Genomic DNA, 23,106 nt, shown 5'->3' with positions numbered 1-23,106 from the left:
AACCTTATAGATTTTAAAAACCTATAAGGTTTCGCGGTTCTTATAGCTGATTAATTAACTTTCATTTGAATACTTTTTAACCCGGATTCCTCAGAAGTTCCGCCATAGAAAATGGTGTAATCTCCAGCTTTTGGAGCTAAATCATCTGCTTTTTCATCATAAAATTTGAAAGAATCATTAGAAATCATAAGCTGAACATTTTTGGTTTCACCTGCTTTGATGAACACTCTTTCGAACGCTCTCAAAGTCTTTACAGGAGCTAAAACATCGTTATTTCTTTTTACATATACCTCAACAACCTCTTCACCGTCACGTTTTGAAGTATTTTTAACAGGAATGGTAATCATCAGATTTTCAGTTGCAGTAATCGTATTCTTACTCAATATAGCATCACCATAATTAAATTTTGAATAACTCAACCCATGTCCAAAAGCATACAAGGGTTTTTCGGTCATATAACGGTAGGTTCTTCCCTGCATATCGTAGTTTTCAAAACCTTGATGTTTAGCTGTTTTAGAAAGATTATTATCGAGCTGTTCCAGATTTTTGTAGAATGTAACCGGCAATCTTCCGGACGGATTGTAATCTCCCGCAAGAACATCCGCAACCGCCGTTCCTCCCGATTGTCCGCCATACCATGCGTTCATTAAAGCATCATAATTTTTTTCATCCTGCTCCAAGCCGAGTGAGCTCCCCGTACAAAGGACAAAAACAACAGGTTTGCCCGTCTTGTGCAATTCAGCTAATAAATCACGCTGAACTTTCGGTAAATCAATGGACGTTTTATCACCACCTTTGAAGCCTTCTGCATTCACCATCATTTCTTCACCTTCCAGACTTGGCGAAAGTCCGCCTGCAAAAATAATGACCTCAGCTTCTTTCACCTTTTCTCTAACGGCAGCAAAATTGACCGGATCTTTTCTGTATACATCGAAAGTGATGCTTACATATTTTCCTTTTTGAGTGTGTCTTAATTCAATGTTATATTCTTTTCCTTTTTCCATTTTCACAGGAAATTCTGAAGGATGTCTTGCATCAGGACCTTTTCTTGTGGCGATTTCTTTTCCGTCAACAAAAAGTGTATAAACATCGGATGTTGAAGGTGAAAGAATGACATCGCCGGTGTAAGAACTTTTGAAAATGCCGGAAATAATCGCCGATGTATTTTCCCTTCCCACATTGGGAGCAAGCTGGGTTCCGCCGAAACTGTTATAATTGATTCCGCTTTTATTGACTGAAATATTAGCCGGAGTTCCTTTGAATTCATTGTTGTTGAAAAACGCTACTTTCATTCCTTTTTCGCCATTTTTCTGGCTTAAAAAGTTTTGGTAAAGCGAAGTTCTGGAAGATGGATCGGCAACTTCGGTTCCTTTTTCATAAATAATTTCAGCATTAGGAAATTTGGTTTTAATTCCATCTAAAATTGTTACAATGGATGAAGGTGTTCCGTTGTAATTTCCCAACTGCATCAGTTCGTCATCTGCATTGGGACCAATGACTGCGATTTTTTTGATGTTTTTATTCAAGGGCAAAACATTCTTCTCATTTTTCATCAATACAATTGATTTCTGAGCCATTTTTAAAGCCTGTTTTTTATGCTCTTCAGAATCCACAACGGAATATGGAATGGAGTTCCAGTGAACCGAAGATTTTGGATCAAGCATTCCCAATTCAAACCAGCCTTTCAGAATTCTGCGCATAGAAACATCCAGATCTTTTTCTGTGATTAAACCACTTGCTAAAGATTTGTTTAAATTATTGTAGGTATCACCACATTCTAAATCTGTGGAGTGTTTCAGCGCATCTGCAGCGGTACTTTTCTCATCGGGATGTGTTCCGTGGTATTGTTTCTGGTAAAAATCTGCCAAAGCCCAACAATCGGAAACGACCATTCCGTCGTAGTTCCATTTTCCGCGGAGAATTTCTGTCAATAAAGTATTGTTCGCACAGCAAGGCTGTCCATCAAACGCATTGTAAGCACACATCACTTCCCTTACATTTCCTTCTAAAACCAAAGCTTTGAAAGCCGGAAGATAAGTTTCATACAAATCTCTTTTAAAAACTTCTGCGTTGTAAGAGTGCCTGTTCCATTCGGGACCGCTGTGAACGGCGAAGTGTTTTGCGCAGGCATGCGTTTTAAAATATTTCGGATCATTTCCCTGCAAACCTTTCACAGCCGCAACGCCCAAAACAGAAGTTAAATAAGGATCTTCACCATAGGTTTCCTGACCTCTTCCCCATCTCGGATCGCGGAAAATATTAATATTCGGGGTCCAGAACGTCAAACCTTCATAACGTCCGGTTTTTTGAGACTCATCAAAAGATCTGTTGTATTTTGCCCTTGCTTCGTCTGAAATCATTTCAAAAGTTTTAAAATGTTCCGGAACATCCCACGCTGCAGCCATTCCGATTGCCTGAGGAAAAACCGTTGCAGTTCCTGCTCTTGCAACACCGTGAAGCGCCTCATTCCACCATCCGTAACCGGGAATATCCAATCTGGGAACGGCTTTTGAATTATCCATCATCATTCCGATTTTTTCATCAACTGTTAATAATCCGAGAAGGTTTTCGATCCTCTGTTCTACGGGAAGACCGGGATTCTGGAAAGGATATTTAAAATTCTGTGCGGAGGATACTGCACAAATAAAGATTGATATATTTAACAGAATTTTTTTCATTTTTATTACAACAAAATATTTTATGGTTAAAAATCTTTAATTATTACAGGGTACATTCAGCTAATTCTGTAACAAAAACAAATATAAGATTCTATATTATATAAATGTATAAATAACACTTATTATTTTCGAGTAATGATTTTTATTGAATAAAACAAAGCCATCAAAATATCAGACTGATGATGGCTTTGATGAATTAACTGATATACAGATTATTGTTTAATAAATTTCTGTGATGATATTTTTTTGTTTGGTGATGAAATTTCAATAAAGTAGGTTCCTGCAGAAAGGTCGCTGATTCCGATACGGTTTTTCCCTGCTGTCATTTTCAATCCCGATTTCACCAAGCCTCCTCTTGCATCATAAATTTTAGCCGTTGCATCCTGAGTTTTTAATTCAACAAAAATTTCCGTTTTTGCAGGATTAGGATAAAGCTTTATAGCATCTTTCTGCAGACTGTTTTCCTGTGCAGCCAATACAGAAAAATTGAGAGGGATCATATTTGCGGAATATACATTTTCTTCCGTGAGGTATGCTCTGAAAGGATTAATCATCGGTTCGTTTCCTGCAACAACTTTATAAAAGCCTGTTACTCCGCTTTCTGTTTTCAGAACATAACTGTTAGCCGGAACTTTTATGGTGTGATAGACTCCGTTCATCTGATTTACCGTAATGGCTTTCGGCGTAGAAACGTTCCCTGTACCTGTAAAAGTATAGTTTCCTGTCGCATTCACAAGTACCGGAGTATTAGCAGGAATTGTTCCACCAGAAATCTGGGTTCCCGAAACTGCTGTTGCGCCCGGTGACATAAGATATACCGATACTCCTGAAGGAATATTGGCTTCAAAAGGTAACAATAAAGTCTCATACCCGTTAAAAGTTCTGCTGTAAGAAGCTGATGTCGTGCTGAAATTAAACGGAACCTGAAAATCTTTGTCCAAATCTGAAAGGACAAGATTGGAACATGCCATTCCGGAAATAACATTGTTTGACGTTGAATTTACACCGGAATTCACATAAAATATGTTGTTTGAATTTACACTTACAGGCTGCCAGTTATTTGAAGGGGTAATTCCCGCAGTCGTCCTGAAATCCAGCGAGGTAAAGTAGCCATTTTCGAGTGCATCCATAAGGTTACTGTCACTGTCTGAATAGGTTCCGCCAAATTTTGAAGCAATTTCGTTGCCTACATTAAAATAAACATCTCCTAAATTTAAGGTAAGAACGGAACTGTAGTTAGAATTTCTAAGTCCTAAAATTCCTTTGCATCCGTCGGTAAGCACCTGTCTCGAAATATCAAGGGTAATATCAAAATTTCCTCCTGCCGGAAAATTGATCCTTCCGTAGTTGAAAGATTTTGCAATACCCTGACTGTTGATATAATACAGAGCCGTATTATCTGAATAGCTTTGTCCGGCTGTGGTGTAGCTGTTAACGTGTAAAATTAGTTTGTTAAATCTGTCATTCAACTGAAGATAACCGTTTGAAGCAGTCATATTATTACTGATCAAAGGACTTGGATTGGAAAATGTTACCGTTGTATTACTGATGTTAAAAGCAGTTCCGAAAGCGGAATTGGTGGTTGTTTGTGTTTCAATTTTATTGTAATGAACATTTCCGCCTGTCATCAGAGAAACCGGTCTGTCGCCACTTTTATTGAATACGAAAGTCATGACGCTGGATGGAGCGATATCCGCTCCGGGACGGAAAGTGGGTGTACTGAATGAAATCGGCGTGGTCACCATATTGGAAGAAGCATTTGTGAGTACTTTTGTTCCCGATGTGGTATAGAATGGCAGATCAACCTTCAGATTATAAGTATTGGCAGAAGAATTAATCACCATTAAAACAATCTGGTTACCATCTGCGGAAATATAGGAAGATCCTTGTAAAGTTCCGGTTTTATCGTCCCATTTGGCATCAATTCTTGTTTTTCCCGTTACATATTTTGCATAATGGGACAGAATATAGCCTCTTTTAGACATTACTCCTGTTGGTGTTCCGTAAGTTCCGTCGCCCATTAACCCGTAATATCTTTTTGAAGCATAATGAATCCACGCATTGATATTACCGAGCATGGAATTATTGATGCTTGAAGCAAAGTTAAAAGCATCAAGATTCCAGCTAAAATCACGCGGAGTCTGGCTGCCGGAGTTCCAATTAATCAGATACTCTGTCTGCCAGATTTCTTTATTATAATTCTGGAACTGTTTGTAAGCCGACTGCATTAATCCGTACTGGTGTCCTCCATAAACTTCGAAATTAGCCATAGTAGCAGTATTCAGCATGGCATTGGCAAAGTTATCGGTAAAACCTACACTTTCCGGTGCAATCACTTTGCAGTTGATAAGATGTCCGTAATCTTTTACAAAAGTCGCTATCTGAGTCGGAGTCCAGATACATCCCTGATATTGAGCCATTTCGTCCGGTTCATTCTGAATGGAGATATAATCCAGATCCACTCCATTTGTTTGTAAATAGGTAACGAAACTGTTGAGATACAATGCATAATCCTGATAATTTTCAGGTTTCAAATATCCGATCTGCTGGACTCCGTTGGCATCTGTATAAACAGCATTCACATGGTTATTGGTTTTCCAGGCTGCGGGCATTGTCCACGGACTTGCGAAAATAGTAAGCCCCATTGATTTTGCTAATTGTGCCGTTGGTAATACAGCACTCCAGTTGCTGCTGTCTTCCGGAATATACAGCCTCATGATATTATAGCCTCCTTCACTTCCTGTTCCCCAAAGCGTCTGAATTTCGGAAGTCGTCATATGATTATAAGCGAATTGCGGACTGCAGACAAATCCTCCGAATCCTTTTATTTTCTGGTACGAGGTATTTTTATCGATTTTAACGGTGGTAAGCTGTCCGTAAAAAAAACAGCTAACAAGCAGAAAAATAGATTGAATTGCTAAAAAGTTTAAACGTTTTTTCATAATGTTTTAGTTTTAATTTTGATCATTTTTCAGTAAAGTATGGAATATACAATCCCCTTCAAGACGGTTTATTATTGAAAAACCATCAAGAAAATTCCCTGAACTGTATCAGGCAGCGGGTTTAAATAAAGTTTTGTTACAAAGCCTCTGCTGTTTTCCTTGTCCTGTATTTGCTGAAAACAATATTTAAAAAAAGAGAATGACAAATTGGATTAATGTTTCATAAGCAAAGCATTGATTGTTGTTACTATTTGCTGATTTTCAGTGAAGAATTTCACTTTCGGGTGCACCCAGATAAGAAGGCTGTAAACCTCCCGTATTGATCAGTATTTTTTCCAGAACGATCCCAGGCTCCAAAACACGGAATCGCAGCGTATATTTTCCGGGTTGGGAAATCTGGTGTTTCGTTGCGGACTTTATGATATGTTCGGATTGCCATCTTCCCAATTCGCCTCTGTAATGACCATTGAAATTAACTATCTGCGGCGTTTGATTATCAAAAGAAATTTCATAACGCAGTCCTTTGTTGTGATTAAAATTCAAAGTCGGCGCCAATAACAACTGGACTTCGAATTCGCCTTTGGATTCAAAATTCATATCATATTCCAGATAAATATTTTCATCCGCTTTTGGATAGGCATTCTGTGGAAAGGTAGTCACGCCGGATTTAGTTTTACCAAAATCCGGAATCACTTCCCAATGAATTCGGTCTGAATGGCTGGTTCTCGCAAAATTTTCCGCTTCTATCGAAATATAGCTGTTTTTCTCCTGAAATATTTTTTCTTTGGAAGCGTTATCATCATATACATAGGTTACTTCAGGCATTATATTTTCTTTTCCGTCTGCCCAGGTTTTGTATCCTATTCTCATCTGATCCATCATGTGTTTCCATTTCCCGCCGGCAATTTCATTGTTGTATTTATGATCCAGATATGCATTTCTCTCAAAGCATTCTTTTACCTTGTCCGCAAAATAATTTGCTTTTAAATCGTATCTGGCAGCCAATTCCTTGTTTTTTGCAACGGCATAATACATTTCATACAAATTGCTGCATGCATCGATAGGATAAAGAACTAACTGATAATAGGCATCATGATATTCTGCAGGGATCTGCTCTTTCAGGCGCAATGCATCAACAGCCAATGCTCTGTAATCATTTAAAACAGTTTCGAATTCATGGTAGTTTTCCAGACTGTATGTTTTGCTGTCCAGTGTTTCCGGTGTAACGCGACGGTTGTATTTTGCATACAGATTAATCATTCCCGCAATTTCTCCGGCGTGTTTTTCACCAAACTGCTGTGCTGCCCATTTTTCGGTATATTTTAAAAGATTTTTTGAATTGAACTGCTTCGGATTCCATGCCATTTCAAGGAAAAAACTGATAGGAAATTCCATTGGCTTCAAATCTCCGACATTTACCACCCAAACTTTATCCACTTTATGTTCGTAGGAAAGATTCATCTGTTCCCAAATCCTCTGAATTGGATTGATATTGATCCATTTTGAATTTCTCGGTCCGCCCACATAATCGAAGTGGTAGTACATTCCGTAACCGCCTTTGTGCAAAGGTTTTGAAAGATCCGGAAGTTTTCTCACATTTCCCCAGTTATCATCACAGAATAATAAAATTACATCATCCGGAACTCGCATTCCTTTGTCGTAATACTCCTGAACTTCTTTGTACAAAGCCCAAACCTGAGGTGTTTTTTCTGCTTTTTTACCGGTCACCTCAGCAATGATTCTTCGCTGGTCTTTCACTACTTTTTCCAGAAGGGAGATGTTCGTTCCCTCTCCCATCGCTTCATCACCGTCGCCGCGCATTCCCACTGTGACTAATTTTTCCCAGTTTTTGCTTCTTTCAAGCCCCAATTTCCAGAATTCCTGCAAAACTTTTTCATTTTTGGAATAATCCCAGACATTCGGTAAATTATTCTTCTTAATGTACCGATGCCAATCGGTCTGAGCCTGAGCCATCGGTTCGTGGTGTGAAGTTCCCATAATAATTCCCATTTCATCGGCTAAAGGTCCGTTCAAAGGATCATCGTCATAGAAAGCTTTTCCCCACATGGCTGGCCAGATGTAATTGCCTTTCAGCCTTAAAATCAGCTCAAAAACTTTCTCGTAAAATTTAGAATTGATTCCTCCAAAAGTTGTTCTCGCCCATCCTCCCAACGAAGGTTCTTCGTCATTCAGAAAAATTCCTCGGTATTCTACTGCAGGTTCTCCGTCTGTATACATTCCTTTTTTAAAATATAAGTTTTCCTTTTTCTCAACCGGAACATCTGCCCAGTAATACCATGGCGAAACCCCGATTTGCTGAGACATTTCATAAATGCCGTAAATGGTTCCTCTTTTGTCGCTTCCGGCAATGACGATTGCTTCAGAAAGGCCGGGAAATGGATGGCTTACATTCTGAATGATGTATTTTTCATTTTTTCCGGTTAAAGATTTTCCGTCGATTTTTTTCTGTTTAATGAGATCATCAACTACCGATTTTGTTCCTACTGTTCCGATGATGATTAAAGGAGAATTCATTTCCGAAACCTGATTCAATATATTGGGTTCACTTCCCGTTACCTTAAGAAAATCGGACTGCAGATTTTTAACTGCTCTTAAAATTCCATTATCCATTCCGGAGGTGAAAAGAATCGAAAGAGGGACTGATCTTTCTTTTAATACAATTGTTTCCGAATTTTTTTCTTTGCTGATGAACGGTTCTGTTGCATTGAGTTGTAAACAGCATCCGAATACCATGACGAGAAAAAACATTTTTATCTGATTCATAATCTTTTATTTTCTATTTAAATAAAATTTGAATGGCTTATCAAATTGAACCCTTTCAGGGTTCGGATTTATCCATATCTCTTTCCATAGATTTGTACCTATGGTTATTGATATTGAATCCTTCGGATTCTTTGAGTGCAGCGAATCTTCCGCAGCCCGACTTGAACGGAGCTCTTTTTGCCGCAGCAAAGCGGAGGCAAAAAAGCGGGAGTGGAAGGCGGAAAAAGCTGCCCAAAACCAATTAATTTCTCAAAACAAATCCTCCGTTTGGCAGAATTTCTACAGTGAAATCACCTTTTTTACTCACTTTTATTTCTTTTTCTGATGAATTTCCCTGAGCATTGTCATTAATGAATTTTACCGTTTTTCCGGCGAACATCGGAAGACTGATTTTCAATTTTTTTACCGTTTTTTCTGCATTAATTCCGGCAACATACCATTGATTCTGATGTCTTCTTGCGATCACGGAATATTTTCCGGGATAACCGTCTATAAAAACGGTTTCATCCCAAAGTGTCGGGATCTTCTTCATAAAATCAAGCTGAAATTTTGGGGCATCGTTCAGATTGTTCGGTGTTATCCCAAACATCTGAACCGGATTCTGAAACAGAACCGCCGTTGCCAACTGAAAACTGTCTGTTGTGTATCTTTTATTCTTGTCTTTGTTGGATTTCGTTAAATATTTATTGAGAAAAGTCCCGCCAAACTCCATACTTCCGACGGTATTTCTGATGAAGGGATGCAGCGAGGCGAAAAAAGCTTCCTGTTTGCGGATATCTTCGGAAAAATAGAGCATTTCGGACGCTAAAACTGCCTCACTTCCTGCATAATTCGGATACATTACTTCCCAGCCTCTCGGTAATGTTGCTCCGTGAAAAATAATTTTTAACCCAAAATCATTGGCATCGGAAAGGATGTCTTCATACAGACGTATTGTTTCCTGTTTATCACCACCGAAAAAATCGACTTTCAGCCCTTGTACTCCTGCTTCTTTCAGCCATTTCATTTCTTTTTTGCGTTCTATGGAGGAACTCATTTTGTTTCTCGGTCCCATCGGCGCATCATTGGAAGCACCGTTGGAATTGTACCAAAGCAATACACCTACATTTTTGGATCTGGCATATTGAATGAGGTCTTTCATTCTTTCTCTGCCAATGTTTTTGTCCCAAAGTGCATCAATCAGAATGTATTCATACCCCATTTCTGATGCTAAATTGATAAAAAGGCTTTGATCTTCGTAATTCATACTGTTGTCCTGCCATAAAATCCAGCTCCAGGTTGATTTTCCGAAGGTATATTTCTGTGAGGGTTCATACATTGGCTCCACAACGTCAAAAGGAATCGTGGTTTCTACAATCGGTTTTAAAGAATCGCCAATGGTGATGGTTCTCCATGGCGTTTTTCCCGGAAGTGAAATGGATGCTCCTGTACTTCCAAATCCATTGTTTTCAGCTTTATTCGGGTAAGCAACCTGATAAAGATTTTTTTCCGGGTTTGTATCCAAATGAGAAGCGCAGTAGAGACTGTTTACACCAGTTTCAGACAATAAAATCCATCCATCGTTTCCGACATGAAACAATCCCGGAAAAACATAACCATAATCGGCTTTTGTTCCTAATTCTGCATCAGCTTTATATCCACTTTCGTAGCTTGGTGCCGTTCTGGCAAAACCTGTCATCGGCTTCATCATCGGAGAAAGGAAAGTTGTGGTTTGAGCCGGGAATCTGTAGCCTGTAGTTTCTGACTGTACGACCGCACTTAAATGGTCTTTCATCGACTGAATTTCATATCTGAAAGCCAGATTGTTATTGCTCACCTGAAATTCGATTCCCATCGTGAAATTGTCTGCATTGGTAAAATTGACTGTCAAAGTATTTGCTGTATAACTGACTTGTGATTTCTTGATTTTCTCGTTGGTATATTTTTTAGAAACCTTATCTTTTTTACTATCAACGAATTTCAAATTTTCAGAAAAATCAGATTCATTGGTAATCAGACCTAAAGGAGATTTTTCCAACATTATTTTTCCCTCAAAACTAAGATTGTAAAGAGCTTTTCCGTTTTCAGCAAAGACATTTAATTTTAATTTTCCGTCGGGGCTTGAGATTTCTGCGACCTGTGCAAAACCTGAAATTCCGGTGAGGAACAACAACAATATGGAGAGGTAGGATATTTTAATCATAATCAGTTATTTTCAAGAAAAGTCCAATAATCGAAAAACATAATATCTTTAGGTGCTTTTCCATTAAATACAAAATACACATCGTGAACGCCGGTAATTTTTTCCTTCAGTTCTGTTTTCACGGTTTCCCAACGGTCGTCTCCGCCGGTTAAAGGGACTTTTACCGTGGCAACCAATAGTCCGTTAATACCGTCCAGACGAACATCCATTATCACGTCACTGCTGTGTGTTGTTCCCACTCTTGCTGAAAATGTAGCGGCTCCTTTTCTGCCAAAATCCACATTTTTCACACTGGTGTAAGCGCCGCTTTTTTTTGCTTTGATAAAAACGCCTGCTGCTTTGTTCTGATAAGATTTCACATTTTCTGACCATGCAATTGTTTCCGCCTGATTAAATGAGTAAGGATTAATGGCTGCAATGGCTTTGGTTATTCCACTCGTCATTTTGATGGGTACAACCGAGCCGTCTTTATTAAAACTGAGTTCTTCCACACTTACGGATCTTGTAAATCCGCTTCCTCCCGGCAAAGCGCCGTTGTGATAAAAAAAATAGGTTTTTCCTCTGAAATCAACAATTCCGGGATGATTGGTAAACGATTTCCCTTCGGTTGGCATTACAATTCCGCCGTATTTCCATGGACCTTTTGGGCTTTTGCTTGTGGAGTAGCCTATGAATTCAGGAAGCGGACCGCCCGGCCAGAAGAGATAATACAGATCTTTTCTTTTATATAACCAAGGTCCTTCCTCATATTTTGTCGGTCTTTCAGGATTTTCTTTTCCGTCTCTTTTCCCGAAAGATTCTTCTGTCATGGGAACTTCAACAATCTCGCCGGAGTAAGAAATCATGTCCTGATTCAGTTTTACATATTTGAGTTTCGGATTTCCCCAGTACATATGCGCCCGTCCGTCGTCATCAATAAAAACCGTCGGATCGATGTCGCCCCATTCGCTTTGCACAAGAGGTTTTCCAAGCGGATCATGAAACGGCCCGAACGGACTGTCTCCCACCGCAACACCAATCGCTCCTTTATTATTGGTTTTAGACCACATCGGAACGTATATAAAAAATTTACCGTTTCTTTCCACGCACTGTGCCGCCCACGCATCACGTTTTGCCCAGTCGAAGTCGCTGTAGGAAAGGATTGTTCCGTGGTCGGTCCAGTTCACCATATCGTTGGTGGAATAAACTCTCCAGTCGTTCATCGTGAACCATGTAGAATCATCTTCATCATGGGTAGTGTAAACATAAAGCCTGTCATTGTACACCATCGGAGCCGGATCGGCGGTATAGTTGGTCTGAATAATAGGATTCTGCGAATATAATATTCCTGAAAAGCCTATCAGACAGATATTTAACATTATTTTTTTCATTTTTAATTGACTTTGGATACGATTTTACTCTTTAAAAAGCCCTTGCGCAAACTCACAGAGACTGTTTCTCCAAACCGGCCATGTATGACCTCCAGGATAATCTGTATAAGAATATTTAATTCCGATTTTATCCAGTTCTTTCAGCATTTTCTGACCGTTTTCATAGGCGATATCGTCTTTTCCACCCATTGAAATCCAAAAATTTCTGATATTGGATGAAAAGGCAGATTTATTTTCCGTTAAAAATTTATACTGCTTGTCGGCAACGTCCTGAAGCGCAGGCAGCATATATCCTGAACTGAAAACGCCTAAACCTGAGAACATCTCGGAATTCTGAATTCCTGTATATAATGTATAGATTCCACCCATAGAAAGTCCTGCCAAAGCTCGATTTTCCTTGCCTTTTTTAATTCCGTAATTGGTTTCTGCAAACGGAATGACAGATTCTTTCAGTTCTCTTTCAAAAAGCTGAAGATTGCGTTCGCCGAAATTTCGGATTCCTGCCTGTCCGATATTGGCATCGGGCATAATGATAATCATTTTTTTTGCTTTTCCTTCTGCAATCAGATTATCCAGAATAAGATTGGCTTTGCCCTGTTTTGCCCAGCCGCTTTCATCTTCGCCTCCGCCATGTAAAATATACAGTGCGGGATAAGATTCGGAGGAATTCTGGTCGTAACCCGGCGGTGTGTAAATGAAGACTCTTCTCCATGAATTGGTGACTTTGGAATAAAAATTTTTAATGCGGATGTCCCCGTGAGGAATGTCTTTTAAAGCATAAAAATCATCTCCTTCAAAAGGAATATCGATTCCACTGGCGTATCTTCCCATTCCGTAAAATGTTTCGCTGGAGGGATCTGCAACCGCAACACCGTCAATCAGCAGGGAATAGTAATGAAAACTTCCGCTTTGAGGATCTGTTGTGCCTGTCCAGAATCCATCGAGATCTTTTTTCAGGTCATATTTTTTTCCCAAATCGATCTGTACTTTTTGTGCTTCCGGAGCTTTGATTTTAAACATCACTCTTCCGTCGGGAAGAATTTGAGGATACTGTGCATTCCTAATATTGGTTGCTGCGGGTGTTCCTAAAACCGTAAAATTACTAAACTGAGATTTGTCGACAGGCTTGAATAAAAGCTGTGAAAAAATATATAAATCGTTTTTCCAGACCTTAAAATCGTGACCGCCCGGTTCGATGTAAAAAATATGGGGGATTTTGTTTTTTTTGAGATAGTCGCTGGTTCTTTTACTGAAAGGCATCAGTCCGTCCGCATCGCCACAGGAAATAAAAATAAGTTTCAGCTTCAGGGCATCCTGCGGATTGGGTAAAAGCTGACCAGGCTCTTTTGTATTGGGAGCTGAAGAAAATGCACCCAACCATGCAAATTTATCCATATTTCCGAAGGCGAAATTCTGGGTTTGTCCGCCTCCCATTGAAAGCCCTGCCAAAGCGCGGTTTTCTCTGTCTTTTTTAACCGGATATTTTTTTTCTACAAAGGGAATGAGGTCATTCAGCAGATCTTTTTCGAAGGTTGCAAATGCTTCTACTTTATCCGGAGCCATAATATTTCCTGTTGCTCTGTCATTCTTCATTGCTCTTCCGTTCGGTAAAACAACAATCATCGGCTGCAGTTTTCCCTGTGCGTAGAGATTGTCGAGAATAACATTTGGTTTTCCCTGATTAAACCATTCTTTTTCGTCCCCGCCGATGCCGTGAAGAAGATAAAGAACAGGGTATTTATTTCCTTTTTTGAATCCGGGTGGAGTGTAAATCAGGGCTTTTCTGGTCGTTCCTACCGTTTTTGAGAGATATTGAACCGTATCTATTTTTCCGTGAGAAATTGTAGGATTTTCTACATCAAAACCCTGTGGTGCCTGTTTATCGGAAGTCTGTGCAGAAAAAAGAACTCCGGATAACATGAAAGTGACTGTTAATATAATGGATCTGTTCATGATTTTTATTTGTAATTTTTACACTTATTGATTTTGATAAAAAAATTATTCATTCAAATGGATTTGATTTGTTTTTTAAATTTTATCGTCTGTTTTTATTAACAGTTCGCCTCTACGAGGCTTTGTTTTGGTGACGCAACTTTTTTCTATTAACAGAATGCTCCTACGGAGCTCATATGTCTTTTTAAACAGCGAATCTCTCGTAGCCCGGCTTGAACGGAGCTCTTTTTGTGAGGAGAAACGACGAATAAAAAAGCGGGAGTGGAAGACGGATAAGCTACCCCAAAAATAATCCCACATCATTACTCTGAAATAGTATTGACTCTGAAAAAATCAACATCTACAAAACCACCCAGATTCCTGGTTGCATAATTGAAGATTGCCAACCTGGAACCCATAAAAAATCTTCGGTAATCGAAAATCATTTTGTATCCTTTTTCCATTTCGGTCCAGTTTTTCTGATCGGTACTGTAATAGAAATCTGCGAGATCTTTTCCGAGGTTGAAATCGGCATCAATTCTAAAATAAACGGTATCGGAATTCAGAGGAATACGCTTTTTCTCCTCTTTTTTAACGCTTATAACTGCCTTGGTCTTGTTATCTAAACTGACTGCATCGGATGAAAAAACAATAAATTTTTTACCACCTTCCATTATGACAGACAGAATGCCGGAGTCACCGTTAAAAGCACTGAAACCTGCAACATCGCCGTCTTTCATTCCTTTCACATTTAAAGAAACGATGCCAGTGGATTTAGGACCTTCCATTCTCTGCGTTAAGGTGTTTGGAGCGAGGTATAAATTATCCACTACTCTGCTTGTTTTCAACCGTAGGAAGCCTTTTCTTTCGGATAGAGACCATGCTGAATTGACAGGATTATGATTCCACTGCCATTGTATTTTCATTTTTTTACCTGAAAATTCGTCACTTTCTACCAGATGATTTTTTGGTTTAAATGTCGGAAGCGGAACTTCACCCGTGAAAGGTACTTTTCCGTTATTACCCAAAATTGGCCAGTTGTTTTCCCATTTCACTGGAAGCAAAACCGGAACTCTTCCTACTCCATTCCTGTCCTGAAAGATCAGGGAATACCAGTTGCCATTCTTATCGTCAATCAAAGCGCCTTGTCCGGCATAAGAAAATCCAAGAAAGTTGTCTTCCAGAACGATCTTTTTTTCGTACGGTCCGGTAACTTTATCGGCTCTGTACACTTCCTGACGGCGTTTTCCGCCTCTTGGCCAGGAAATCATCATCATATAATATTTTCCGTCTTTTTTAATGATCTGGTTGCCTTCCAAAAGTCCGGTTTCTGATTCATCTTTCTGAAAGACTTCTGTTCCGTCCTGATTTCCGATAATGGTTTTAAAATCGGGACTCAGCTCAAAAACTTTATTTGAGGTAAAGACATATACCCGATCATCATCATCGAAAAGCAAAGACGCATCGTGAAAATGTCTGGTTCTCGTAATGAGTTTCCAGTTTCCTTTTTCAGGATTGTCGGTAACATAAAAATAGGATTTAAAAGGCTCATCATTAGGAGAAAACAAAACGTAATATTTTCCTTTGTGAAAACGAATTGACGATGCCCACTGTCCACGTCCGTAAACGGTTCCGTTAAGCAAGTCATATTTAGAATTATCATTCAGTGTATCAAAAACATAGCTCAACATTTCCCAGTGTACCAAATCTCTGGAATGCATTACAGGAGCTCCCGGCATCAGATGCATAGTGGTGCTTATCAGATAAAAATCGTCACCATTTCGGGTAATTGATAAATCCGGAGCATCCGCCCAAATGATGGGGTTGGTAAAATGAGTTGTCGTCTTTTCAGAATGATTTATCTGGGCCGAAAGTGGATTCAGCCCGATAAATCCCAAAAAAGAAACTATATAAAATGGTATATTAATTTTCACGTTTTTGCAATTTTGGTTTGGTTTTAATCAATCTAAAAAACTCTTTGACAAGCTCAGTTTGACATTATTGATAATCAATCTGTTGTAAATTCGAATTAGCCTTTTAAAAGCCTGTATGATCTTTTATTTTGGCTAAAGCCGAATTGGCTGTTCTTTTTTTGAAAAACGGGCTAAAGCCCGTTCCAATTCATATTCCGAGTGATTGCTTTTACTATTGATTCGGCACAATGTCATTGGAAGAAGTACTGTATAATCCAATCAGACTTCCTGTAAATCCGCCTGCCACATCGGTAGAAAGGATGTCTCCAGAAACCGGACCGCCGAGATTTTTAAAGTTTCTGCCATCCAAAGAATAGCTGAAGCTGATTTCATCTTTTTCTCCTATTACCTGAAATTTAATATTTTTTGAAAGTGAAATTTTTTCGCTTGCTAACAGTCTGGATTCCCCTTTTTCTGTTCTTTCCAAAACAATGTAGAAATCTTTGTCTTTTTTCGTAATCCCGAAAACGTAGTTGAATCTTTCACTTTGGTAGCAAGTAATTCCTGCCAGTTCTTTTTCGGATTTAGGTTTAAAATCAAGCGTTACAGAGGTTTCAAAATCTTCATGCTGCAATCGGCGGAATAATGCAGAAACAGGAGCTAAAGCTTTGATATTTTTCTCCATAGGATTCACTTTTACCCCCGCTTTTGTAGTGGTGATAAAATTTTCGCGCGGTCCACGCATTGCAATCCAACGGAAATCCAGATTTTTATCGGTTAATTTATCATTATAGGTAAAATTTCCATTCGGGAAAAATCCGTTTTGTCCGGTTTCATTTTTCATTCCTTCCGGCATTTTCAATTTCGGTTTCATCGGAACCAAACCGTTTTGGAATACAGGATATGTTCCGCTCCAGTCAACCGGAAGAATGAAAGTTTCTCTACCTTTATTTACTCGGTTATTGATATTCGGGCGGATTGCTAAAAATACGCCGTACCATTGTCCGTTCGGGCCTTCCACCAAATCTGCATGACCTGCCCAGTCTACTTTTTCTTTTCTGTCTCTTGGAAAGTATCTTTGGGTAAGAATCGGATTGTTTTTAGCCGGAACAAAAGGCCCTTTTGGAGAATCTGCCATAAAAATCACTTCGCTGTGGTTACCTCCGGTTCCGCCTTCTGCACACATCAGGTAATATTTCCCTTTGTATTTGTATAAATGAGGACCTTCGATCCAGATTGGTTTTTGCGAAAGGTCTACTCCTCCGTTCACAATAATTTTGTCTGAACCTGCGACAACCTGGTCTTTTTCCAGATCGTAATCCCACATTTTTATAACGCGATGACCCTGATACTGCTCGGTTCCTTTTGGCGGTGCATCGTTATGAACGATGTAAGCTTTTCCGTCATCATCAAAGAAAATGGCAGGATCAATCCCATCAAAATTCAGCTTTTGTACTTCGCTCCATCCTTTTGCAGGATCTTTGGTTTTCACGACCATATTCCCGACTCCACCCGCAATCTGGGTAGTGATCATATAAAAAGTGTCGTTGTATTTGTTGTATTTGATATCCGGTGCATAAATTCCCTGTGAAACGCCTCCTTTTTCAACTTTAAGCTGGGAAGGTCTGTCGAGAACATGACCGATCTGCTTCCAATTTACCAAATCTTTAGAAGTGAAAATCGGAATTCCCGGAAACATTGAGAAAGAAGAATTTACCAAATAATAGTCATCTCCTTTTTTTGTAATGCTTGGATCGGGATAACAGCCCTGAAGAATCGGGGAGTAAAATTCGTCCGGTTTCAGGGGATTGTCGTTGTATATTTTGTCGTTTCCACGATAGGTAAAATCTGAGAAAGTCTGTGCAGAAAAATGACTTACGGAAAGTAAAGAGGCTGTAGCCAACAAAGTAAGTTTATTTCTTAAAAAAATCGAATGCATTATTCTCTGTCTCATTATTATATTTTTAGATTATTGTTTAATATGGTATTTATGTTTTTTAATCTTGTCAGAAAAATATTGAATCTGACCTTTTTAAATCTTTCAAAGCTGCATTTTATTCCTCACTAAAAGCCGATGTAATTTTAATTCTTGTTTAATTCTTCAGTTACAGATTTCCTATTAATCAGTTTAATGATCAGCCATGCGGCAACATAAGAGATTCCTGCAATAAAGAAAATGATGTTGTATCCTCCATTAATATTTCCTGATTTTTTAAATGTATCCAGAACAACACCAATAAACAGAGGGAAAATAATTCCTGCCGCCGAACCAAGCATTCCGCCAAATCCGATCACGGAACTTACATGGCTATTGGGTAATCTGTCGCCAACCGTTGTCATGAGATTTGCTCCCCAGCCTTGGTGCGCAGCAGTTGCAAACGCAATAACAATGGTTATTATCCACATATTTTCTACATATTTTGAAAACATTACCGGTACTACCATTAATGCAAACAACAGCATCACGATGCTTCTCGCTCTTCCGATCGCCCAGCCTTTTTTAATTAAAAATGATGACAGATAACCGCCGCCAATGCTTCCAATAGTGGTTCCGCTGTAAATAACGATTAATGGAATAGAAGGTTTGGTTAAATCCATTTTGAAAACATCGGAAAAATAAGCGGGCAGCCAAAACATGAAGAAATACCAGATGGGGTCTGTCATTATTTTTCCGATGGCAAATGACCATGTTACTTTGTATTTCAATAATTCTGACAGCGGAATTTTTTCATGAGATTCTGACGGTGTCTGCTGGTCACTTTTAATATATTGAAGTTCTTCCCGGCTTACAAGCTTCGATTTTTCCGGTGTGTAATAGAATTTCCACCAGAGAATAATCCATAATAATCCCAATGCACCAATCCAGACAAAAGTCTGCTGCCATCCGTAATGCCCCAGAATAAAAGGAACCAAAACAGGAGCAAGAATTGCCCCGACCGTTGCTCCCGAATTAAAAATTCCTGTTGCCAAAGCCCTCTCTTTTTTCGGGAACCATTCTGCAACAGATTTTATAGCCGCAGGAAAATTTCCGGCTTCGCTAAGCCCCAAAGACATTCTTGCAACAATAAATCCTATTGTACTCTTCACAAAACCATGTCCTATAGATGCAAGACTCCACACGACCAAAGAAACCGCATAACCAATTTTGGTTCCCACTCTGTCAATAAAACGTCCCATTGCCAGATAACCGAATGCATATGTTGCGGTAAAAGCCATCACAATATAGCTGTAATCTTTTTCGTTCCAATGAAATTCGGTTTCTAATGTTGGTTTCAGCAATCCCATCACCTGACGATCAAGATAATTAATGGTTGTAGCAAGGAAAACCAAAGACAGCATCCACCATCTGAGATTCGTTTTAGGTATCTGCATTTTATTTTGACTTTAACTGAATTAATAATTTTTTAATCTTATCTTTTAATTCTTCGGAAGAAAGATTGGGATTAATCAGAGAGCTTCCGAGTCCTACCGCAATTGTTCCGCCTTCCAGCCAGCTCATAATATCTTCCGGATCAGAGCTGATTCCACCGGTCAGCATAAATTCCATTTCAGGGAAAACAGGAAGGATTGATCTGATGTATTTTTTCCCTACGACATCCGCAGGAAATATTTTTACCATTCTAAGCCCGTTCTGATAAGCAAGATTTATTTCTGAAGGCGTAAAACATCCCGGAATCAGTAAAACATTTCTTTCCGAGGCATTTTTCACGATGGAGTCATCGATCACCGGTGTAATGATAAAGTCTGCACCCGCATTTACGTATTCATTCATCTCTGCTGCATTTTTTACGGTTCCTATTCCTAAGAAAAGTTCCGGAAATTCTGTCGCTGACAGTTCTTTCAGTTTTCTGAAATTTTGTAAAGCAGATGCTCCACGATTGGTATATTCTACAACGCGGATTCCTGCTTTATAAAGCGATTCTACAATGGATTTTGAAACGTCGAAAGATTCATTGTAAAACAATGGAACGATCTTCTGGTCTTTTATTTTCTGTATGATTGTTGAACTCATAAATTTTCGATATTAATCGTTTCGTTGATGGTGTCTCCCTGTACAAAAAGTTTTTTAAAGGCTACTTTTACAGCGTCATTCAGAATTCTCTGGTTCGTATTTCCTTTGATGATTCCGTGAATAAGAGCCGCCATGAAAGAATCTCCGCTTCCTACTCTTTCCAGAATTTTATCAGAATAGTAATGTTCGGAAATGAATAATTTTCCTTCGGAATACAGGGTTGCAAAATAATGAACTTCGTCCCCTTTTGTGAATCTGAAAGTATTGGCAATGCCTTCTACATTGGGATAAGATTTCTGAATTTCCAAAGCCGATTTTTCAGCCTGTTTTAAAAGGTTTTCATCATCAAAATTTCCTTTTAACTCGTATTGGATTGAAATGTCCAGAAATGCCTGAATTGACCATATATTTCCCATTAAAACATTCACAAACGGCATCAGCCTTGAGATTTTATCAAAAGGATTCTGATTCTGCCAAAGAGAAGCCCGGTAATTCAGATCGAGAGAAACTTTGATATTTCTGGCATTGGCTTTCTTCATCAAATCAAAACATTTTTGAAAAGCATTATCGCTCAAAGCCGGTGTAATTGTGCTTATATGAAGCCAGGCTACATCCTGAAAAAGTTCATCATCGGAAAATCCTGAAAAGTCTGATTCTGAAAAAACCGAAGGAAAACGGTCGTAGATCACTTTGGCATTCTGCATATCGCCATCAAAAGGTAGATAAAAGGTTCCCAGTCTGCCAGTTGATTTTTCTGCGAGGATTTCTATTTTTTCCAGATTTAATTTTAATTCCAGCAGATTGCCCAGATAATTTTCCGGTAATGCAGAATACAGAGAAACTTTATTTCCCCATTTGGAAAGAGCGGAAGCCACATTATATTCAGCTCCGCCTATATAAATTTTGACGGACTGATTTTCCAGCCAATTTCCATGAGAATCCGGAGCAAAGTGCAAAAGCATTTCTCCAAAGCATAAAATTTTATTTGAATTTCCCTTATTCATTTTTAAAAGTTGAAGTAATTTTTGGCATTGTAGTAACAGATATCCTGAATTATCGCTCCAACCCATTTTTCGTCATCGGGAAGAAGCCCTTCTTCCATTTCTCTTCCGAACATATTACAAAGCAATCTCCTGAAATATTCGTGTCTGGAAAACGAAAGGAAGCTTCTGGAATCGGTGAGCATTCCGACAAATGTGCTTATTAATCCAATATTCGAAAGTGTGTTCATCTGCTTCTGCATTCCATCCAACTGATCCAGAAACCACCATGCAGCACCGAACTGTATTTTTGAGCGGATTCCGGATTGGTTGAAATTGCCTGCAAGAGAAGCCAGAACTTCATTATAAGCTGGATTTAAATTGTAAATAATTGTTTTTGCAAGTTTGTCTTCGGAATTGAGTTCATCAAAAAGAACACTCATCCTTTGAGCAAAATACCGCTCTCCGATTGCATCAAAACCTGTATTTGCGCCAATACTTTTCAGCATGAGGGAATTGTTATTTCTTGTTGCCCCTACGTGGAACTGCTGAACCCAGCCTTTATCAGAATACATTTTGCAAAGTTCTTTCAAAAGAAATCCGCAAAGCGCATCCGGATTGGAAAATGCAGGTTTGTTGCCTTTCAGAAATTCTGAAAACTCTTTTTCCAGATCTGAGCTCCACTTCGTTGTGTCCGGAAAATATTCAAACCCATGGTCTGAAACTTTAGCTCCAACCTCATCAAAATAATTGATTCTTGACTGAAGTGCATTCAACAAATCGGAAACCGAACTGATATTGATTCCGGAAGCTTTTTCGAGTTTTTTAAGGTTGAGAATATACGATTCGGGATCAATAATATTAATGTAAATATCCGGCCGGAAACTCGGCAGAACGGCTGTACTGAAACCTCCTGCTCTTAATTTTTTATGATGATCCAGCTCATCCGAAGGATCATCTGTTGTACAAAGTGCTTCCACTTTATAATTTCTGAGCAAATTCTGTGGTGTAAAATCAGGTTTCTGTAAGGAATCCTGCATTGAGCTGTAAACATCTGCCGCATTTTTACCTGATAAATATTCTTTAATCCCAAAAGTATTTTTTAACTCAAGATGAGTCCAGTGAAATAGCGGATTCCGAAGCGTATAAGGAACGGTTTCTGCCCACTTAAGAAATTTTTCCTCATCGGCTGCTTTTCCGGAAATGAAGTGTTCATCAATCCCAAAATTGCGCATCGCACGCCATTTGTAATGGTCGCCATCCAGCCATATTGCAGTAGGAGAACGGAAATTCCGGTTATGTGAAATGACATCAGGTTCCAGATGATTATGATAATCGATGATGGGCATTCCTTCCGCATAGCCAAAATAGAGGTTCTCTGCTTTTGCTGATCCCAACAAAAACGAATCTCCGAAAATATCTTTATTTTTAATGAAATGACTCATTATTCAATTTAAAAAAATTAAACTCCGCTGAAAGCACTAAAACCTCCATCAACGGGAATTAAAGCTCCGGTAATGAAGCTTGCGGCATCTGAACAGAGAAACTGTACAGTTCCGTTTAACTCTTCCACTTCCCCGAATCTCTGCATGGGTGTTTTGGCAATTACTTTTTTGCTTCTGTCCGTTAAAGATCCATCAGGATTGAGTAAAATAGCACGGTTCTGATCTCCGATGAAAAATCCCGGTGCTACTGCATTTACACGGATTTTATCTCCGAATTTTAAAGCCAGATCGGAAGCCAGCCATTGGGTAAAATTGGTAATTGCGGATTTTGCCGCCGAATATCCGGCGACTCTTGTAATTGCAGAATACGCTGCCATTGATGAAATATTAACAATGCTGCCGCTTTTCTGTTCCGCCATTATTTTTCCGAAAACATAGCTAGGATAAACGGTTCCGTTGATATTAAGAGCAGTAACCTCATCCCATCCGCTGATATTCATGTCGAAAAATGACTGGTCGGGAGATAAGGTTGCTGAAGGAATATTTCCTCCGGCGATGTTCAGTAAAATATCTATTTTACCATATTTTTCGATGATTTTTTCTGATGCCTTTTCCAGACTTTCAATGTTCATTACATTGGCTTCCACGGCAAATGCATTATCTTCTGAACCTGCAAGTTCCTTTACACGGGACTGCAGTGTTTCGTGGTTTCTTCCTAACATCACCACTTTTGCACCGGCTTCGATAAAACTTTTGGCAAGGCTTCCTCCCAAAACGCCGGAAGCTCCTGTAATGACTGCGACTTTATCTTTTATACTGAATATTTCGTTCATTTTTTATTTTTGATGAATGATGGTTGATATTGAAC

The 23,106-nt window shown here is 39.0% G+C and carries 13 protein-coding genes; all 13 read right to left on the bottom strand.

The genetic code is table 11. From position 1 onward, the window contains the following. Positions 1-50: 50 nt before the first annotated feature. The 13 genes from KKI44_RS00870 to KKI44_RS00810 all read right to left on the bottom strand — a co-directional run bounded on the left by KKI44_RS00870 (position 51) and on the right by KKI44_RS00810 (position 23,071). Positions 51-2,678, bottom strand: coding sequence for a glycoside hydrolase family 3 C-terminal domain-containing protein (locus KKI44_RS00870; RefSeq protein WP_214589420.1), 2,628 nt, complete (start codon positions 2,676-2,678; stop codon positions 51-53). A gap of 212 nt (positions 2,679-2,890) precedes the next feature. Next, positions 2,891-5,620 (bottom strand): T9SS type A sorting domain-containing protein, encoded by a 2,730-nt coding sequence (locus KKI44_RS00865; protein WP_214589419.1) that lies wholly within the window; start codon positions 5,618-5,620, stop codon positions 2,891-2,893. Between the two features lie 261 nt (positions 5,621-5,881). After that, positions 5,882-8,404: a glycosyl hydrolase 115 family protein gene (locus KKI44_RS00860; RefSeq protein ID WP_214589418.1), complete on the bottom strand. Its 2,523-nt coding sequence runs from the start codon at positions 8,402-8,404 to the stop codon at positions 5,882-5,884. A gap of 241 nt (positions 8,405-8,645) precedes the next feature. Then, positions 8,646-10,586: a glycoside hydrolase family 97 protein gene (locus KKI44_RS00855; protein ID WP_214589417.1), complete on the bottom strand. Its 1,941-nt coding sequence runs from the start codon at positions 10,584-10,586 to the stop codon at positions 8,646-8,648. Between the two features lie 2 nt (positions 10,587-10,588). Further along, a complete protein-coding gene (locus KKI44_RS00850; RefSeq protein ID WP_214589416.1) occupies positions 10,589-11,956 on the bottom strand; it encodes a glycoside hydrolase family 43 protein in 1,368 nt (455 codons plus the stop codon). A 24-nt stretch (positions 11,957-11,980) separates the two neighbouring features. Then, a complete protein-coding gene (locus KKI44_RS00845) occupies positions 11,981-13,909 on the bottom strand; it encodes an alpha/beta hydrolase-fold protein (protein WP_214589415.1) in 1,929 nt (642 codons plus the stop codon). A 302-nt stretch (positions 13,910-14,211) separates the two neighbouring features. Then, a complete protein-coding gene (locus tag KKI44_RS00840) occupies positions 14,212-15,822 on the bottom strand; it encodes a glycoside hydrolase 43 family protein (protein ID WP_214589414.1) in 1,611 nt (536 codons plus the stop codon). A 211-nt stretch (positions 15,823-16,033) separates the two neighbouring features. Beyond that, on the bottom strand, positions 16,034-17,755 hold the full coding sequence (locus KKI44_RS00835) for a glycoside hydrolase family 43 protein (RefSeq protein WP_214589413.1): 1,722 nt from the start codon (positions 17,753-17,755) through the stop codon (positions 16,034-16,036). 128 nt (positions 17,756-17,883) lie between these two features. Then, the gene (locus tag KKI44_RS00830) at positions 17,884-19,173 is read right to left on the bottom strand and encodes an MFS transporter (protein WP_214589412.1); all 1,290 of its coding nucleotides are present in this window, start codon (positions 19,171-19,173) and stop codon (positions 17,884-17,886) included. A gap of 1 nt (position 19,174) precedes the next feature. Further along, the gene (locus KKI44_RS00825; RefSeq protein ID WP_214589411.1) at positions 19,175-19,813 is read right to left on the bottom strand and encodes a bifunctional 4-hydroxy-2-oxoglutarate aldolase/2-dehydro-3-deoxy-phosphogluconate aldolase; all 639 of its coding nucleotides are present in this window, start codon (positions 19,811-19,813) and stop codon (positions 19,175-19,177) included. Continuing rightward, the gene (locus KKI44_RS00820; RefSeq protein ID WP_214589410.1) at positions 19,810-20,817 is read right to left on the bottom strand and encodes a PfkB family carbohydrate kinase; all 1,008 of its coding nucleotides are present in this window, start codon (positions 20,815-20,817) and stop codon (positions 19,810-19,812) included. The genes KKI44_RS00825 and KKI44_RS00820 overlap by 4 nt, the downstream gene beginning before the upstream one ends. 2 nt (positions 20,818-20,819) lie before the next feature. Next, positions 20,820-22,238, bottom strand: coding sequence for a glucuronate isomerase (gene uxaC, locus KKI44_RS00815; protein ID WP_214589409.1), 1,419 nt, complete (start codon positions 22,236-22,238; stop codon positions 20,820-20,822). 17 nt (positions 22,239-22,255) lie between these two features. Further along, entirely contained in the window at positions 22,256-23,071 is an 816-nt protein-coding gene (locus tag KKI44_RS00810) for an SDR family oxidoreductase (RefSeq protein WP_214589408.1), read from the bottom strand. Positions 23,072-23,106 lie beyond the last annotated feature (35 nt).

Source organism: Chryseobacterium sp. ZHDP1, assembly GCF_018603435.1.
Classification (GTDB): domain Bacteria; phylum Bacteroidota; class Bacteroidia; order Flavobacteriales; family Weeksellaceae; genus Chryseobacterium; species Chryseobacterium indicum.
This window is presented reverse-complemented; position numbering and strand designations above follow the sequence as displayed.

Bases quoted from the DNA above. Each gene is read 5' to 3' on its own strand.
- KKI44_RS00850 (WP_214589416.1), bottom strand. From the start codon at position 11,956: ATGAAAAAAATAATGTTAAATATCTGTCTGATAGGCTTTTCAGGAATA.
- KKI44_RS00855 (WP_214589417.1), bottom strand. From the start codon at position 10,586: ATGATTAAAATATCCTACCTCTCCATATTGTTGTTGTTCCTCACCGGA.
- KKI44_RS00865 (WP_214589419.1), bottom strand. From the start codon at position 5,620: ATGAAAAAACGTTTAAACTTTTTAGCAATTCAATCTATTTTTCTGCTT.
- KKI44_RS00830 (WP_214589412.1), bottom strand. From the start codon at position 19,173: ATGCAGATACCTAAAACGAATCTCAGATGGTGGATGCTGTCTTTGGTT.
- KKI44_RS00835 (WP_214589413.1), bottom strand. From the start codon at position 17,755: ATGAGACAGAGAATAATGCATTCGATTTTTTTAAGAAATAAACTTACT.
- KKI44_RS00825 (WP_214589411.1), bottom strand. From the start codon at position 19,813: ATGAGTTCAACAATCATACAGAAAATAAAAGACCAGAAGATCGTTCCA.
- KKI44_RS00845 (WP_214589415.1), bottom strand. From the start codon at position 13,909: ATGAACAGATCCATTATATTAACAGTCACTTTCATGTTATCCGGAGTT.
- KKI44_RS00870 (WP_214589420.1), bottom strand. From the start codon at position 2,678: ATGAAAAAAATTCTGTTAAATATATCAATCTTTATTTGTGCAGTATCC.
- KKI44_RS00860 (WP_214589418.1), bottom strand. From the start codon at position 8,404: ATGAATCAGATAAAAATGTTTTTTCTCGTCATGGTATTCGGATGCTGT.
- KKI44_RS00810 (WP_214589408.1), bottom strand. From the start codon at position 23,071: ATGAACGAAATATTCAGTATAAAAGATAAAGTCGCAGTCATTACAGGA.
- KKI44_RS00820 (WP_214589410.1), bottom strand. From the start codon at position 20,817: ATGAATAAGGGAAATTCAAATAAAATTTTATGCTTTGGAGAAATGCTT.
- uxaC (WP_214589409.1), bottom strand. From the start codon at position 22,238: ATGAGTCATTTCATTAAAAATAAAGATATTTTCGGAGATTCGTTTTTG.